This is a genomic window from Micromonospora sp. WMMD1102 (assembly GCF_029626265.1).
Classification (GTDB): domain Bacteria; phylum Actinomycetota; class Actinomycetes; order Mycobacteriales; family Micromonosporaceae; genus Plantactinospora.
Genome location: NZ_JARUBN010000001.1, coordinates 3,643,839 through 3,662,142 on the forward strand (window position 1 = coordinate 3,643,839; position 18,304 = coordinate 3,662,142).

The window sequence follows — 18,304 nt, forward strand, 5'->3', positions numbered from 1 at the left end:
GTCAACGCCCCGGCTCGGCGGTGCTGGACGCCATCCGCTCCCGGAGGCTGCGGGGTCGCAGGTCGGTCCAGTTCTCCTCCACGTACGCCAGGCAGGCGTCCCGGGACTGCGGTCCGTCCGCGCCGAACGCCACCGTCCAGCCGGCCGGCACGTCCACGAAGGACGGCCAGAGCGAGTGCTGCCCCTCGTCGTTGACGAGCACGAGGTACAGGCCGTCCGGGTCCTCGAACGGGTTGGTGGTCATTTCTCGATCCTTTCAGGACGGTCGACGGCAGTAGCGCCGCCGGGTTTGGTGGGCGACAGAGAAGCCTGGTCGGCGGTGTCCGGTCCGAGTGCCGAGAGGCGCAGGTCGGGCCGGGCTACCGCCGAGGCGAGCAGTCCGAGCAGGTCGTCGGTGAGCCGGCGCGCGGTTGCCGGGTCGAAGAGTTCGACCGCGTACTCCAGTTCGCCGTGCACCGGGCCGTCGCCGAGCGGCTCGTAGAAGCTGACGGTCAGCTCCGCCCGGGTCGTCCCGGTCGGCACCGGCGCGAACCGCAGCACCGCCGCGCCGTCCGGGCCCGCCGCGCCGTCGCCGTCCAGCCCGGCCTCCTCGTGGTGCACCAGCATCACCTGCGGCAGCGTCCAGCCGGCCGGCAGGAGGCGGCGCACCTCGTCGAACGGGACGTCCTGGCGGTCGAAGGCGGACAGGTCCGCCTCCCGGACCCGGCCGAGCAGCTCGGCGAAGGTCGGGTCCCCGGCGGTGTCGGTACGCAGCACCAGCGGGTTGACGAAACAGCCGACCAGGTCGCCGAGGGCCGCCTCGGTCCGGCCCGCCACCAGGGTGCCGATCGGCAGGTCCGGTCCGGCCCCGATCCGGTGCAGCAGCGCCGCGAGGGCGGCCTGGAACACCATGAACATGCTGGTACCGGTCTGCCGGGCCAACTCGTCGACGGCCCGGTGCGCCGCCTCGTCGAGCACGAACTCGACCCGGCCACCGCGCCCGGACAGCACCGCCGGTCCCGGCCGGTCCGCCGGCAGCGCCAGCCGATCGGGTACGCCGGCCAGCGCCTCCCGCCACCAGTCCAACTGCCGGGCGTGCCGGCTGCCGGGGTCGGCCGGATCGCCGAGCAGGGTGCCCGCCCAGCGGGCGTAGTCCGGATAACCGACCGGCAGCGGCGTCCACTGTGGTGTCCGACCGGCGACCCGGGCCGCGTACGCGATGCCGAGATCCCGGGCCAACGGCACCACCGACCACTCGTCCACGCCGAGATAGTGCATCGTCAGCAGCAGCACCCGATCGCTGTCCGGACCGGTCAGCAGCCGGGCCCGCAGCGGCGGCTCCCGGGTCGGGTCCACACCGCTGCCGACCAGCTCGGCGACGAGGTCCTCCAGCGGCACCCGGCTCGCCGGCAGCACCTCCAGCAGGGTGCGCTCGGCGACCGGCACCGGTACCGGCTCGCCGTCGACATTGCCGGCCAGCGCGGTACGCAGCGGCTCGTGCCGCCGCACCAGGTCGGCCAGTGCCGCCGCCAGGGCCGGTACGTCCAGTTCCGGCGTTCCGGCCGGCCCACCGTCCATCCGGTCAACCGGGCCACCGTCTGTCTGCGCAACCCTTCCCCGGTCCGTCCGGTCGGCCGGGCCGGTGTCCGGGCGGATTACGAGCGCGAGGTCCCAGCCGGTCCGGTTGGCGGCGTTCCGCCCGGCGGCGGCCCGGTGCAGGTCCCACCAGATCCGCTGGACCGGGGCCGCGACCGGCGCGACGGTGTCCTCCGCCGGGCGCAGCGGCGGGCGCTCCGCCACCGCCCCGGCGAGCCGGTCGGCCAGCCCGGCCACCGTCGGCGCCTCGAAGATGTCCCGGACCGCCAGGTCGACTCCGAGGGTCGCCCGGACCCGGCCGAGCAGCCGCATCGCCGCCATCGAGTGCCCGCCGAGGGCGAAGAAGTCGTCCGAGATCCCGACCCTCGGCAGCCGGAGCACCCCGGCGACCAGGTCGGCGAGCACCTGCTGTGCCGCCGTCACCGGCGCGTCGTCGCCGGTCAGCGCCGCCCAGTCCGGCGCCGGCAGGGCACGCCGGTCCAGTTTGCCGTTAGGGGTCAGCGGCAGCGGCCCGTCCAGTACCAGGATGGCGCTCGGCACCATGTAGTCGGGGAGCAGTCCGGCGGCGTGTGCGCGTACCTCCGCGGGGTCGAGCGGGCCGGCGAGCGGGTCGGCGGCCGGCACGACGTACCCGGCCAGTCGGGTCAGGTCGGCGGTGCGGTGCACGACCACGGCAGCCTGGCGTACCCCCGGATGCCGGGCCAGCACCGCCTCCACCTCGCCCAGCTCGATCCGGAAGCCCCGGATCTTCACCTGGTCGTCGACCCGGCCGAGGAAGTCCAGGATGCCGTCCGACCGCCAACGTGCCCGGTCGCCGGTACGGTACATCCGTGCCCCGGGCGGGCCGAACGGGTCGGCGACGAAGCGCCCGGCGGTCAGCCCCGGACGGCCCAGGTAGCCACGGGCCAGGCCACGCCCGCCCACGTACAGCTCGCCGGCCACCCCGGGCGGGACCGGGCGGAGTCGCTCGTCCAGCACGTACGCCCGGGTGTTCGGGTCGGGCACCCCGATCGGCACCGGCCCGGACCAGTCCGGCTCGGCCCGCCATAGCGTCGAGTTGACCGTCGCCTCGGTCAGCCCGTACGCGGCGTGCAGCCGCAACCGCCGCGCCCACCGTCCGATCACGTCCGGCGGTACCGTCTCGGTGCCGACCAGCACGACCAGCCCGGCCGGCAGTTGGCAGTCCGGCGGCAACGCGGACACCAGTGACGGTGGCAGGATCGCGTGGCTCACCCGCTCCCGCTCCAGCAACTCCACCAGCGGCCGGCCGGGTGCCCGGGTCTCGTCCGGGGCCACCACCAGCCGGCCACCCGCGCAGAGTGCCATCGACAGCTCGAAGGCGAAGACGTCGAAGCCGGTCGAGGCGAACTGGAGTACCCGGGCGTCGACGTCCACCCCCATCCGGTCCACGGCGGTCGCCACCAGGCTGCCGATACCCTCGTGCGACACCACGACCCCCTTGGGCCGGCCGGTGCTGCCGGAGGTGTAGATGACGTACGCCGCATGGTCGAGCCCGGCCGGCACCGCAGACCGGGGACCGACAGCGGGCCCGCCCGGTTCGGTCGGCCCGCCCGGTTCGGTCGGCCCGGTCGGTGCGGTCGGCCCGGTCGGTGCGGTCGGCCCGGTCGGTGGTGACTCCGGCCGGATCGGCTCGACCAGCAGCCGGGTCACCCCGGGCAGCTCCGGCAGCCGCTCGGCGGCCTCCGGCGTCGTCACCACCGTCCCGGCTCCGGAGTCTTGCACCATGTACGCCAACCGGTCGCCCGGATGGCTCAGCTCCAGTGGCAGGAAGGCGGCACCGAGCCGCAGTACCCCGAGGACCACCGCCACGGTCTCCAGCGAGCGCGGCACCGCCACCCCGACCACGCTCTCCGGCCCGACGCCGTGCCCGGCGAGCAGTTCCGCGATCCGGGCCGCCTCGACGTCGAGCCGGGCGTACGACACGACGCGCTCCCGGTCGACGACGGCGACCGCCTCCGGCGTCTCCGCCACCCGGCGGGCGAACATCGCCGGCAGGGTCTCCTCCGGCACCGCCCGCCCGGTGGCGTTGAAGTCGTGCAGCACCCGGTCCCGCTCGTCGCCGACGAAGACGTCGAGCTGACCGAGCGGTGCCCCGGGGTCGGCGACCACCGCCCCGGCCAGCCGGAGCAGCCGCTCCCCCAGCAGCACCACGGTCTCGGAGTCGAACAGGTCGGTCCGGTACTTCAGCAGGCAGCTCAACTCGTCGCCACCGGATCCGGCCCCGCCGGATGCACCGGCTGCACCGGCTGTGGCATTCGGCTCGTCAGCCTCGGCGAAGTCGAAGACCAGGTCGAACTTGGCGGCCGGGGTGTCGACCGGTTCGTCGGTGACGGTCAGCCCGGCCAGCCCGCTCCAGCCGGCGGTCCGGTTCCGGTGCACCACCATCACCTGGAACAGCGGGTTCCGGGAGACCGATCGGGCCGGGTTGACCGCCTCGACCACCGCCTCGAACGGCACCTCCTGGTTGGAGAAGGCGTGCAGGTCGGTCTCCCGGACCCGGGCGAGCAGCTCGGTGAAGGTCGGGTCGCCGGCCAGGTCGGTGCGGAGTACCAGGGTGTTGACGAAGAACCCGACCAGGTCGTCGAGGGCCTCGTCGCCCCGCCCGGCGATCGGGGCGCCGAGCGGGATGTCGGTGCCGGCGCCGAGCCGGTGCAGCAGCGCCGCGACGAGCGCGTGCACCACCATGAAGAGACTGGTACCGGTGGCCGAGGCGAGCCGGCGCAGCCCCGCGCCCAGCTCGGCGGGAAGCACGACCGACAGTTCCGCCCCGGCCGGGTCCGGCCGCCCCGAACGGGACCGGTCGGTCGGCAACAGCAGTTCCTCGGGCGCCCCGCCCAGCGCGGTACGCCAGTAGTCGAGCTGCCGCGCCGCCAGGCTGCCCGGGTCGGCCGGGTCGCCGAGCAGCCGGCGCTGCCATAGCGTGTAGTCGGCGTACTGCACCGGCAGGGGTGCCCAGTCCGGTGCCCGTCCCGCCCGCCGGGCCGCGTACGCCGTGCCGAGGTCGCGCAGGAACGGCCGGTCCGACCACTCGTCGGTGGCGATGTGGTGCAGTACCAGCACCAGGACGTGCTCCTCGGTGTGCCCCGCGTCCGGGCCGACGGCGACGAGAGTGGCCCGCAGCGGTGCTTCGGCGGTCAGGTCGAACGGCCTGCGCACCGCGTCCCGGACGATTCCGGCCACCTCGTCCGGAGCGGCGGTGACGGTCTCCAGCCCCGGTCTGGCCCCGTCCACCGGCAGCACCCGCTGGTACGGCCGGCCGTCCCGCGCCCCGATCACGGTCCGCAGCGTCTCGTGCCGCCCGGCCAGATCGGCGAGTGCGGTACGCAGCGCCGACACGTCCAGCCTCCCGCGCAGCCGTACGGCGATCGGGAAGTTGTACGCCGCCGACTCCGGTGCGAGCTGCTGGATCATCCAGAGCCGCTGCTGGGCGAAGGAGAGCGGCAGCTCGGCCGGACGCTCGACCCGGACCAGCTCGGCCCGACCGGTGCCGCCGGACGCACCGTCGGTCCCGCCGGCACCGGACCGGGCGGTCGCATCGAGGCGCCCGGCGGCGTCCAACCGGCCCGTGGTGCTGGAAGAACCGGCGGCGCCGAGAGAACCGGCGACGCTGGCGGGGCTGGCGGCGTCGAGGGAACCGGTGGCGTCGAGGCGGGCGGCCAGCTCGGCGACGGTCGGCGCCTCGAACAGGTCGCGGATCGCCAGCTCGGCACCGAGTACCACCCTGGCCCGGCTGACCAGGCGGATCGCCAGCAGGGAGTGCCCGCCGAGGTCGAAGAAGTTGTCCTCCACGCCGATCTCCGGCACAGCGAGCAGGTCGGCGAAGAGGGTGCGCAGCGCCTCCTCGACGGGGGTGGCCGGCGGGCGGGAGGCGGCCGCGCCGGACCGGACGGTCGGAGCCGGCAACGCCGCCACGTCGAGCTTGCCGTTCACGGTCAGCGGCAGCCGGTCCAGCGGCACCAGCACGGCCGGCACCATGTAGTCGGGCAGCCGCCGCTTCAGGTCGGCCCGGATCCCGGCGAGCACGGCGTCGTCGTCCGGCACCCCGGCACCGCCGTCCGACACCGTCCACTGTGCTGACCGGACGACGTAGCCGGCGAGTCGGCGTACCGTCGGGTCGGTCGAGGAGTCGACGACCACGGCGGCGTGCGCCACCATCGGGTGCTCGGCGAGTGCGCTCTCCACCTCGCCCAGCTCGATCCGGTACCCCCGGATCTTCACCTGGTCGTCGGTGCGGCCGAGGAAGTCCAGGTTGCCGTCCGGCCGGCGCCGGACCAGGTCACCGGTGCGGTACATCCGCTCCCCCGGCGCACCGAACGGGTCGGCGACGAAACGCTCGGCGGTCAGCCCGAGCCGCCGGTGGTAGCCCCGGGCCAGCCCGATCCCACCGATGTACAGCTCACCGGGGGCACCGGGCGGCACCAGCCGCAGGTACGCGTCGAGCACGTACGCCCGGGTGTTCCAGATCGCCCGTCCCACGGTCGGGGTGGCACTGTCCAGTGTGCCCCCGCCGAGGGTGTTGATCGTGTACTCGGTCGGCCCGTAGAGGTTGTAACCGATCGTCCCCTCGGTGTCCCGCAGCCGGCTCCAGACCGCCTCGGAGACCGCCTCACCCCCGAGCAGCACCAGCACCGGCCGATGCCGGTGACCCCCGTCCCCGGCACCGTCCCGGTCGAGCAGGCCCTCCTCGATCAGGTGGTGCGCGTAGCTCGGGGTGACGTTGACGACGTCGATCCGGTGCCGGTCACAGTAGCCGACCAGCGCCTGCGCGTCCCGGCGCAGCTCCTCGTCGCAGACGTGCACCTCGTGCCCCTCGACCAGCCAGAGCAGCTCTTCCCAGGACATGTCGAAGGCGAACGAGACGGTGTGCGCGATCCGCAGCCGCCGGCCACCGGCCGCCGCCACGGTCGGGTCGAAGATCGCCTCCCGATGGTTGAGCTGCATGTTCGTCAGCCCCCGGTACGGCGTCACCACCCCCTTCGGGCGGCCCGTGGAGCCGGAGGTGTAGATCAGGTACGCCGGGTGTTCCAGCCGGGCCGGATCGGTCCGGGCGAATCCGGCCGGCAGTTCGGCGTCGGTAAGCGCCGCGCCGTCGAGACCGGCCAGCTCGGCCTGTACCGCCGGGTCGTCGAGCAGTATCGCCGGGATGTCGGTGGCCGGCAGCCCGGACCGGACCCCGGCGACCGTCAGCAGGCACATCGGCGCGGTGTCGGCGAGCACGAAGGCCAGCCGCTCGGCCGGATGGTCCAGCTCCAGCGGCAGGTAGGCGGCACCGGTGCGGAGCACCGCGAAGAGCGCGACCACCATCTCGATGGAGCGGGGCAGGGCCAGCGCGACCACCTGCTCCGGTCCGGCGCCCCGGGCCACCAGCAACCGGGCCAGCCGGTTGATCCGTGCGTCGAACTCCGCGTACGTCAGGGTGTGCCCCGCGAAGACCAGGGCGATCTCGTCCGGGGTCCGGGCAGCCTGCGCGGCCAGCAGGTCGGCGACCGACTCGGTGCCGATCGGGTGCCGGGTGGCCACCCACTCCCCGACCAGTTCGGCCCGTTCCGTCGAGGTGACCAGGTCGAGCCGGCCGACCGGGGTGTCGGGCTCGGCGACCAGCCGGGCCAGCACCGCCACGAACCGGTCCAGCAGGCTGCGCGCCACCGTGCCGGGTACCACGTCCGGGCGGTGGTCCAGGGCCACCCGGAGCCGCTGGGCCGGCGTGACCACCAGGGTCAGCGGGTAGTGCGTGGCGTCCACCCCGTCGACGGCGGCGATCCCGTGCCGGTCCCGCAGCCGGGCCGACTCCGCCTCGTCGACGAAGTTCTGCAACACGTAGAGCGTGTCGAAGAGTCGGGCGTGCCCGGTCGCCCGCTGCACCGCACCGAGCCCGAGGTGGTCGTGCGGCATCAGCTCGATCCGCTGCTCGCCCAGCCTGCGCAGCAGGCCGAGCACGGGTTCGGCGGGTGCGGCGGTGACGCGTACCGGCACGGTGTTCAGGAAGAGCCCGATGATGTTCTCCACGTACGGCACGTCGGCGTGCCGGCCGGCGACGGTCATCCCGAAGACCACGTCGGTGCGGCCGAGGTGACCGCCGAGGACCAGCCCCCAGGCGGCGGTGAGCACGGTGTTCAGGGTCAGCCCGTGCCGGCGGGCCAGTGCGCGCAGCCGGTCGCCGAGCGCGGCCGGCAGTTCGGCGCGTACCCGGTCCGGGACCACCGGGGTCAGGGTCGCCTCCGGGGCGACCAGGGTCGGCTCGGCCAGCCCGGCGAGGGCGTCCCGCCAGGCCGCACCGGCCCGCTCGGCGTCCTGCCCGGCCAGCCACTCCAGGTGGTCGGAGTAGGAGCCGGCCGGCGGCAGGCCCCGGTCGTCGCCGTCGCGCTCGTAGAGCGTGAAGAGCTGCTCGACGAAGAGTTCCTCCGACCAGCCGTCCCAGAGCACCAGGTGGTGACTGACGACCAGCCGGTCCCGGTCGTCGCCGAGCCGGAGCAGCAGCAGCCGGCAGAGCGGCGGCCGGGTCAGATCGAATCGGGTACGCCGGTCCTCGGCCACCAGCTCGGCCACCCGGGCATCCCGCGCCTGCGGGTCGAGTCCGGTCAGGTCCACCTCGGTCACCGGCAGCTCGGGGGCGACCCCGACGAACTGCACCGGCTGGGGCAGCCCGACACTGGCGAACCCGGCCCGCATCCCGGGGTTGCGGGCCAGCAGCGCTGCGCCGGCCCGGCGCAGCCGCCGGAGGTCCAGCCGGTACCCGAGGTCGAAGGCGTCCTGTGCGGTGTATACGTCCAGCGCCGAGGTGTCGTAGCTGGCGTGGAAATAGAGCCCTTCCTGCAACGGCGAGAGCGGCCAGATCTCGGCCACCGGCACCGGGCTGGTCCGCTCGACCCGCTCGATCTCGTCCGCACCGAGCGACAGCCCGCCGGCAACCACCGGACCATCCCCGTCACGCACGACCGTGCTGGTGGCGGTGGCGGCGGTGGTGGCGGCGGCGGTGGTGGCGGCGGTGAGCTGGTGCAGCGCGTCGAGCCACTCGGCGGCCAGCCCGGCCACCTCGGGCTCGCCGAGGACGCCGTCCGGCCAGCTGAAGGTCGCGGTGAGCGCCGGACCGGCCGGGGTCTCGGTGGCGACCGCGTCGACCTGGAGCAGGTGGGCCAGGCCCAGCCCGCCGTTGGGCACGGCGATCGCGTCCGACTCGGCGGCCGGTGTCCAGTCCTGCCCGGTGCCGCCGGGGAACCGGCCGTAGTAGTGGAACAGCACCTGGGCCCGGGAGAGTCCGGCCAGGATCGGCACGGTCTGTGCGTTCAGGTACCGCAGCAGCCCGTGCCCGAGGCCGCCGTCCGGGACCGCCCGCAGCCGCTCGTCGACGGTACGCAGCAACGCGAGCGGGTCGGTGCCGGCCGGCAGGCGTACCGGCTGGACGCTTGTGAACCAGCCGACCGTGCGGGACAGGTCGAGGTCGGGTTCGAGTTCCTCCCGGCCGTGCCGTTCGAGGTCGACAAGCAGTTGGGCGGCACCGTCGCGGCCGTGCCGGTCCTGCCAGCGGGTCACCGCGAGCCGCAGTGCCGTGAGCAGTACCGCGGTGACCTCGGCACCGGCCGCCGACCGTACGGCGGTGAGCAGCGGCAGCGTCCGTGCCGGGTCGAGGCGTACGACGTGCTGCCGGGGCGAGCCGGTGACGCCGGGCTGCCCGGCCGCCGTCGTGGCCGCCGCCGGTCGGAACTGTGCCGGCAGCAGCTCGGCGCCCGGGGCGAGTGTCCCGGCCCAGTGCGCCAGTTCGGCCAGCCGTTCGGGGCGCTGGGCGTGCTCGCCGAGCGCTCGGGCGTAGCGGCGCAGCGAGGTGCCGACCGGGGCGAGCCGGGGTGGCTGCCCGGCCCGTACCGCCGACCAGGCGGCGGCGAGGTCGGCCAGCAGGATCCGCCAGGAGACGCCGTCGACCGCCAGGTGGTGCGCGGCCAGCAGGAGCCGGCCGGGCTGGTCGCCCGCATCGAACCAGACCGCCTGGAGCATCCGCCCCTCGTCCGGGCTGAGCCGCCCGGTGGCGGCGGCCGACTCGGCGGCCAGCACGGCGCGCAGTCCGGTGTCGTCCAGTCCGGCCACGTCGACCCGGTGGACGAGGTCGGCCGCCTGGACGGTGCCGGCCGGAGTCGTCGCGAGCGTCCAGAGCACGGACGCGATCCGGCGCAGCCGCAACCGCAGCCCGGCGTGCCGGTCCAGCACCGCCGCAAGGACGGCGGTCAGCGACCCGAGGTCGAGTTCGGCGGGTACGACCAGCAGGGTGCTCAGGGTGAACCGGTCGATCGGCAGCCCGGTCTCGCGCAGCCAGTGCACGATCGGCAGCAGCGGCACCTCACCGAACTCGTCTGGATCGCCGACCGGCTCGACTACCGCACCGACGACCGGGGCGCCGTCCGGACCGACGACCGAACTGACGACCGGGGCGCCGTCCGGACCGACGACCGAACCATCGACCGGGCCGACGAGCGATTCGGCCCCCGGGCCGACGACCGGTTCGGCGAGCGCCGCGCTCCCGGCCGGGGCGGGGGTGGCCGGCGGATCGTTGTCGGAAAGGGCGGCGTCACCGCCGCCGGCCGTGGCCAGCGCCCGTGGGGTGCGGTGCCGGAACACGTCACGCGGGGTGAGCGCCAGCCCGTGCCGGCGGGCCCGGCTGGAGACCGCGATGGAGAGGATGCTGTCGCCGCCGAGGGCGAAGAAGTCCCCGTCGGCACCGACCTCGGGCAGGCCGAGCACCTCGGCGAAAACTCCCCGGAGCAACCGCTCGGCCGCCCCACCCCGGTCGTCCCGCCTAGCCAGATCCACTTCGGACGGACTGGTCCGATCGGCCGCACCTTCCGCGCCGGACGGAGATGGTGCGGACCTGGCGGCGGTGCTGCCGGTGACCGGTGGCGCCGGCAGGGCGGCCCGATCGAGCTTGCCGCTCGGGGTCAGCGGCAGCGCGTCCAGCAGTACGAACCGGCCCGGCACCATCGACTCGGGCAGCCCCGCCCGGGCCGCCGCGCGGACCGCCTCGACATCGAGCCGGACCCCGGCGACCGGCACCAGGTAGCCGACCAGCCCGGTCCGCCCCCGGCCGTCGGCGCGGGCGGCGGCGACCGCCCGGGCCACCCCCGGCGCCGTCCGGAGCACCGCCTCCACCTCGCCGAGGTCGATCCGGTGCCCCCGGATCTTGACCTGGTCGTCGCCCCGGCCGACATATTCGAGTACCCCGTCGGTACGCCACCGGACCAGGTCGCCGGTGCGGTACATGCGCTGCCCCGCCGGCCCGTACGGGTCGGCGACGAAACGCTGCGCGGTCAGCCCGAACCGGGCGTGGTAGCCGTACCCGAGTTGGGTGCCGGCGACGTACAGTTCGCCGGGTACGCCGGGCGGGACCGGCCGCAGGCAGTCGTCGAGTACGTACAGCCGGGTGTTGGCGACCGGGCGGCCGATCGGCACGGTCCGCTCCGCAGCGCCGTCGTTGGCCCACCAGGTGACCTGCACCGCCGTCTCGGTCGGGCCGTAGAAGTTGTCCAGCGCGGTGCCGGTGGCCGCCTGCCAGCGCCGGGCCAGTTCCGGCGACAGTGCCTCGCCGCCGCAGGAGACCCAGCGCAGGCTGGCCGCCCAGCCGGGGTCGGCGGTCAGCTCGTCGGCCAGCAGGAACGCCTCGACCAGCGAGGGTACGAAGGTGACCGCGGTGACCCGGTGCCGGCGGACCAGCCCGGCGAGCCGGGTCGGGTCGCCGGCGGTGTCCTCGCCGGGCAGCACCACGGCGGCACCGGCCGTGAGCGGCCAGAAGATCTCCCAGACCGAGGTGTCGAAGCTGGCCGGGGCGAGTTGCAGCATCCGGTCCTCGGTGCCGAGTCCGAACCGCCGCTGCGACCAGGCGAGCTGGCTGACGATCGCGCGGTGGCCGACAAGTACCCCCTTGGGCTGGCCGGTGGAGCCCGAGGTGTAGATCAGGTAGGCCGGCCCGTCCGGCCCGGTGCCGGCGTCCTGGTCGACCGCGTCCGTCGACTCCGGTCGGTGCCCCTGCCCGGCGGGCTCGACGGGCCCGGCGACGGCTGCGGGCGAGGCCGGAGCCGAGACCAGCAGTTGCGCCACCCCGGCCGGCCGGGGCAGCCGGGCCAGTACGTCCACAGTGGTGACGACGGCGCGGGCGCCGGAGTCGGCGAGTACGGCGGAGAGCCGCTCCCGGGGATGCCCGACGTCCAGCGGCAGACAGGCGGCGCCGGCCTTGAGTACGCCGAGCAGCGCCACCACCAGCTCGGCCGACCGGGGCACCGCCACGGCGACGACGTCACCGGGTCGGATCCCGCGGGCGGCCAGTCGCCGGGCCAGTCCGGCGGCCCGCCGGTCCAGCTCGGCGTAGCCGATCCGCCGCTCGCCGTCGAGCAGCGCCACGGCCTCCGGTGTCCGGGCCGCCTGCGCGGCGACCATTCCGTGCAGGGTCTGCGGCGGCACCGGCGCGTCCGGACCGGTGAGCCGGGTCAGCGCGGTGCCGCGTTCGAGTGCCGGCAGCAGGTCGATCCGCCCGACCGGCCGGCCCGGGGCGGCGACGAAGGTGCCGAGCACCTCGGCCAGCCCGGTACGCAGCAGTCGCACGGTCGCGGGATCGACCCGGTCCGGGTCGTACTCCAGGGTCAGCCTCACCGTCCCACCGGCCGGCGAGACCAGCAGGGTGACCGGATAGTGCGTCGCCTCGCGGAACTCGACACCGGCCAGCTCCAGCCCGCCCGGACCGCCCGAACCGGCGTCGACCGGGTAGTTCTCCAGCACCACCAGGCTGTCGAACAGCTCGCCGCCACCACCGAGCCGCCCGGCACCGTCATCGGGCCGTCCGGGCCCACCGGGCCGCTCTCCGCCGCCGGCCAGCCGCTCGCCGCCGGCCAGTCGCTGGATCGCCGGCAGCCCGAGGTGCTGCGCGTCGAGCAGGTCGGCCTGCTCCCGCTGGAGCCGGCCCGCCAGCTCGGCGAGCGGCTCGGCCGGATTCCAGCGCAGCCGGACCGGCACGGTGTTGATGAAGAGCCCGACCATCGCCTCGACGCCGTCGAGTTCGGCCGGCCGGCCGGAGACGGTACTGCCGAAGACCACGTCCCGGCGGCCGAGTCGACGGCCCAGCACCACCGCCCAGGCGGCGTGCAGCAGGCTGCCGACGGTCAGCCCGGCCGCCCGGACCCGACCGACCAGCCCGGCGGCCACCTCGGCGGGCAGTTCCACCGTGGCCCGTTCCGGATGGAACATCCCGTCGAAGCCCTCCGCCGCCTCGGTGGCGATCCGGGTCGGGCCGTCGAGCCCGGCCAGCGCGTTCCGCCAGGCGCCTTCGGCCGCCGACCGGTCCCGCCCGGCCAGCCACTCCAGATGGCGCCGGTACGGGGTGACCGGCGCCAACCGGTTCGGCTCGCCGTCCGGGGCGTACCTGGCGAGCAGGTCCCGCAGGGTGACCCCGGCAGACCAGCCGTCGGTGACGATGTGGTGGTGGGTGAGCAGCAAACTGTGCCGCCGCTCCGCCCAGCGGACCAGTACGCAGCGCAGCAGCGGCGGCCGGGTCAGGTCGAGCGGGGCGGCCCGTTCCGCCTCGGCCAGCGCCTCGAACTCGGCCGCCCGCTCCGGTTCGGGGTACCCGGTCAGGTCGACCTCGCGCCACGGCAGCGCGATCCCGTCCGCGACGAGCTGCACCGGCCGCCCGTCGGCGAGCTGCGGGAACGCGGCCCGCAGCGGGGCGTGCCGGTCCAGCACGTCCTGCCCGGCCCGGCGCAGTGCGGCGGAGTCCACCGGCCCGCGCAGCTCGACCACCTGCTGCACCCGGTACGGGTCCCGCTCCGCCCGGGCGGCGACGGCGTGGAAGTAGAACCCCTCCTGCAACGGGGTCAGCGGCAGCACGTCGCCGATCGCCGGCACGGTGCCGGCCAGAGCATCCACGTCGGACTGCCGCAGCGTCAGCAGCGGGAAGTCCGACGGGCTCGGCCCGCCGGCTCCCGGCCCGGCGGCGTGCCGGACCAGTGCCTCCAACGCGGCGAACCAGCCCTGCGCCAGCTCCGCCACGTCCGCCTCGGAGAGCAGCGCCGCTGGCCAGGCCCAGGTCACGCCGAGCCCGGGTCCCTCCGGCCGGTCCTCGGTGAAGGCGTTCACCTCCAGCGTGTACGGGGCCACCGGCATGGCCGCGTCGAAGCCGCCGGCCAGCAGGCCGAGACCGGGCAGCGCGGTCCAGCAGCCGTCCGGTGACGAGTCCACCCCGAACCGGCCGAGGTAGTTGAAGCTGATCTGCGGCTGCGGCAGCCCGGCCAGTACGGCGGCGGTTTCCGGGTTGAGGTGGCGCAGCAGCCCGTACCCGAGTCCGTGGTCGGGGATGGCGCGCAGCCCCTCCTTGATCTGCTTCAGTGCCCGGCCCGCGTCGTCGCCGCCGGCCAGCGCCTCGTCCAGGTCGATCGGTCCGGGGTCGAGCCGGACCGGGAAGATGCTGGTGAACCAGCCGAGGGTGCGGGACAGGTCGACGTCGTCGCCGACCTGCTCCTCCCGGCCGTGCCCCTCCAGCGCCACCAGCGCGGGTCCGGGGGTGCCGGTCCCCCGGCGGCGGCGCCAGTCGGCCAGCGCCAGCGCGAGCGCGGTGAGCAGCACGTCGTTGACCCCGGCGGAGAACGCCGCCGGGATGCTGGTGAGCAGCGGCGCGGTCTGCTCGGCGGGCAGCCGCAGGGTGAGCCGGCGGACGCTGGCCAGGTCGCCGACCGGGTCCAGCGGGCGGTCGGCCAGCGGCGGGTCGTCGCCGCGCAGCAGCTCCGTCCAGAGTGGAAGCTCGGCGGTCCGCTCCGCCGACTCGGCGTCGGCGTGCACCAGTTCGGCCCAGCGGCGCAGCGGGGTGCCGACCGGTTCCAGCCGGCGTGTCCGGCCGGCCAGCACGTCGGACCAGGCCGAGGCCAGGTCGGGCAGCAGGATCCGCCAGGAGACGCCGTCGACCACCGCATGGTGCACCAGCACGAGAAGCCGGCCGGGCCGGTCCGGGCCGGCGTCCAGCCAGACCGCCTGCACCATCACGCCGGCCTGCGGATCCAGCCGCGCGCCGGCTTCCTCGGCGGCGGTGCCGATCCGGTCCCGCAGCGCCTCGTCGGCAAGCCCGGCGGCGTCGACCCGGTGCAGCCGGTCCGCCGCCCGCACCGTGCCGGGTGCCGGCACCACCAGCCGACCCGGGGCCTGCGGGGTGGCCCGGACCAGCCGGGACCGGAGTACGTCGTGCCGGTCCAGCACCGCCTGGAACGCGGCGGCCAGCCGCTCGGCGGTCACCTCGGCCGGCACCCGGACCGCCAGCCACTGCGCGAACGCGTCGATCGGCCCGCCGCAGCCGTCCAGCCAGCGCATGATCGGGGTGAGCGGGAACTCGCCGACCCCGGCGGTGGGATCGTCGACGATCTCGCGGGACAGCGACTCCGCGACCGGCGCCAGCTCGGCGACGGTACGCCGCTGGAAGACCTGGCGCGGAGTGACCACCAGACCCGCCTGCCGGGCCCGGATGACGAGCTGGATCGAGACGATGCTGTCCCCGCCGAGGGCGAAGAAGTCGTCCTCCACCCCCACCTCGGGCAGCCCCAGCACCTCGGCGTAGAGGGCGCAGAGCACCTCCTCGCGGGCGTCCCGGGGCCGGGCGCCGGTGCTGCGCGCCGCGAAGTCCGGCGCCGGCAGCGCCGCCCGGTCCAGCTTGCCGCTGGGCAGCACCGGCAGTTCGGGCAGCGGCACGAAGGCGGCCGGCACCATGTGGTCGGGCAACCAACTGCGGGCGTAGGAGCGCAGCTCGGACAGCAGCGCGGTGACGTCCCGGAACGGGGCCGGCCGGTTGGCGTACCGGGCCAGGTCGGCCGGGTCGGCAGCGTCCGTCCGGTACGCCGGGCCGGCGGGTGCCGCGTCCGGGCGGGTGAAGAGCAGGTCGAGGCGGCCGTCGTCGGCACCGGCGGACCAGGTCACCTCGACCCGGTAGCCCTGCCGGGCGGCCAGCTCGTACACGACCTCGGGGTCGACGCCCGGCACCTCCACCGCCGCCCCGGGCGGGGACGGGTCGTCGGGCCGGAACTGGTCGTCGGGCGACGACGGGGCGTTCGGCGACGACGGGTCGTCGGGCGAGGACGGGTCGTCGGGCGAGGACGGGCCGTCAGTGAGTTGCCGGCAGGCGGCGAGGTCGGCGTCGAGCCGGACGTTCGGTACCCCGGTCACCCGGAGCGCGGCCGGCCGTCGCGCGTCGAGTCGGTCGGCCAGCCCGGCGAGGTCGCCGTCCCAGGACAGTTCGACAGCCGCCTGCACTGTGGACGGTCCCACGCCGTCGGTGGCGGTGCGCAGCACCACGTCGTACCGGTAGCGGGTGAGTTCGTTGTGCGCCCGGCCGCGCTTCACCGCCAGGTCGACCCCGGCGATCGCCGGCAACTCGCCGGCCAGCGCCGGGAAGAGGTCGGGATCGAGCAGCAGCTCGCCCTCCCAGTGCAGGCTCTGCTCGACGGCGGCCAGCGCGGACAGCCGGCCGTCGGCACCCGGCCGGCGACGGCCCGCCTCGACCGCACCACGCAGCGTGCGGTGCAGCAGCAGGTTGCGCACGTCGCCGACGAAGACCGTGCCGCCCGGCGCCAGCAGCCCGACTGTCCGGCGCAGCACGTCGGCCAGGTAGTCGACGCTCGGGAAGTACTGGACGACCGAGTTCAGCACGACGGTGTCGAAGAAGCCCGCCGGCAGCCCGTCGACCACGTCTGCCGGCTGGGCACGCAGCTCGACCCGACCGGCCAGCTCCGGCACCGCCGCCACCTGATCGCGCAGCGCCTCGATCGCCGCCGGGGAGAGGTCGGTACCCCAGTACGACTCCACCTGCGGCGCCACCTTCGCCAGCAGCAGGCCGCTGCCGACACCGAGCTCCAGCACCCGGCGGGGACGCAGCGCGAGGATCCGCTCGACAGTCCTGTCCCGCCACTCCCGCATCTCGGAAAGCGGGATCGGCAGCCCGTCGTAGCTGCTGTTCCAGCCGGTGAAGTTATCCCCGAACCGCTCGGTACGCCCGGCGGTGTAGAGCAGCTCGTGCAGCCGCTGCCAGTCGTCCACCCGAGCCGACTCGACCTCGACGTCCCTCGGCCGGTCCAGCGCGGGTACGACGTAGGCGGCGAGCCGCTGCTGGCCGTCCCGCCCCGGCCGGGCCAGTACGGCGACCTGGCCGACCGCCGGATGCTGGGCGAGTACCGACTCGATCTCGCCCGGCTCGATCCGGTACCCCCGGATCTTCAGCTGGTCGTCGGCGCGGCCGAGGAACTCCAGCCGCCCGTCCGGCAGCCAGCGGACCAGGTCACCGGTGCGGTAGAGCCGGCCGCCGGCCAGGCCGTACGGGTCGGCGACGAAGCGCTGGGCGGTCAGCCCCGGCTGCCCGAGGTATCCCCGGGCCAGCCCGGTCCCGCCGAGGTACAGCTCGCCGGCGACGCCGACCGGCACCGGCTGGAGAGCCGCGTCCAGCACATAGCAGCGGGTGCCGGGGTCGGGGCGGCCGATCGGCACCACCCCGCCGGGCGGGGTGTCCGGGTCGCACTCCCCCAGCGTCGAGTTGACCGTCGCCTCGGTCGGCCCGTACGCGTTGAACATCGGCCGACCCTGCGCCCAGCGGGCGACCAGTTCCGGGGAGACCCGTTCGGTACCGGCCAGCAGGGTCGCCCCGGCCGGCAGGGTCAGCTCCCGGGGCATCGCGGCGAGCAGGGCCGGCGGCAGGATCATGAACGTCACGCCGTGCCGGTGCGCGTACTCGGTCAGCGCCGGTCCGGGCACCCGGCGCTCGGCCGGTACCACCACCAGCCGGCCGCCGGAGAGCAGCCCGAGGCAGAGGTCCCAGAACGCCACGTCGAAGCTGGGCGAGGCGAACTGGAGGACCCGGCTGTGCGGCCCGACGCCGAGCCGGGCACGCTGGGTGGCGACCAGCTTGGCCACCCCGGCGTGCGAGACGACGACGCCCTTGGGCCGGCCGGTCGAACCCGAGGTGTAGATGACGTAGGCCGCGCCGGCCGGGGTCAGTGGTCCACCCCGGTCGGCGTCGGTGGGGTCGCTCTCCGGCAGTGCCGGCCCGGCCCCGTCGCCGGTTAGCGATTCGGGACCGGTCCCGTTGCCCGTGAGTAGTTCGTCGAGCAGCAGCCTGGGCAGGTCCGGGGTCGCCGGCAGTTCGCCGGCCAGTTGCGCCGTGCTGACCAGGCAGACCGGCCGGGCGTCGGCCAGCATGAAGCCGATCCGCTCGGCCGGGTAGTCCTGGTCCACCGGCAGGTAGGCGCCGCCGGCCTTGAGCACCGCCACCTCGGCCACGATCATGTCCACCGAGCGGGGCAGGCAGAGCGCCACCACCCGTTCCGGCCCGACCCCCCGGGCGAGCAGCGCGTGCGCCAGCCGGTTCGCCCGGACGTCGAGCTGGGCGTAGGTCAGCTCGACGTCCTCGCAGACCACCGCGGTCGCGTCGGGTGCCCGGCGTACCTGCTCGGCGAAGAGTTCCGGCCAGGTGGCCGGGGGCGCCGGCCGGGCCGTCTCGTTCCACTCCACGAGGATCCGGTGCCGCTCCGCCCCGGCCGGTCCGGCCGCTGTCGACCCGACGGTCGTCGGGTCGGCGGTCGCGTCGGCGGTCGCGTCTCCATCCGCACGTGGTGCCGCGTCGGCGCGGTTCAGGTCACTTCTGGGCACGACGAGGTACCGCCTCTCGCGAGCGGGTCGGAACGGTGCGGGCGGGCGGGGTGGACAGGGC

At 75.3% G+C, this 18,304-nt stretch carries 2 protein-coding genes; both read right to left on the reverse strand.

The window, feature by feature from the left end; genetic code table 11:
* Window position 1 precedes the first annotated feature (1 nt).
* Window positions 2-244: an MbtH family protein gene (locus tag O7626_RS16300; RefSeq protein WP_278062014.1), complete on the reverse strand. Its 243-nt coding sequence runs from the start codon at window positions 242-244 to the stop codon at window positions 2-4.
* Window positions 241-18,243 carry a non-ribosomal peptide synthetase gene (locus tag O7626_RS16305; protein WP_278062015.1) on the reverse strand — a complete coding sequence of 6,001 codons (18,003 nt, stop codon included), beginning with the start codon at window positions 18,241-18,243 and terminating at the stop codon, window positions 241-243. Before O7626_RS16305 ends, O7626_RS16300 begins: the two co-directional genes overlap by 4 nt.
* Window positions 18,244-18,304: the final 61 nt, after the last annotated feature.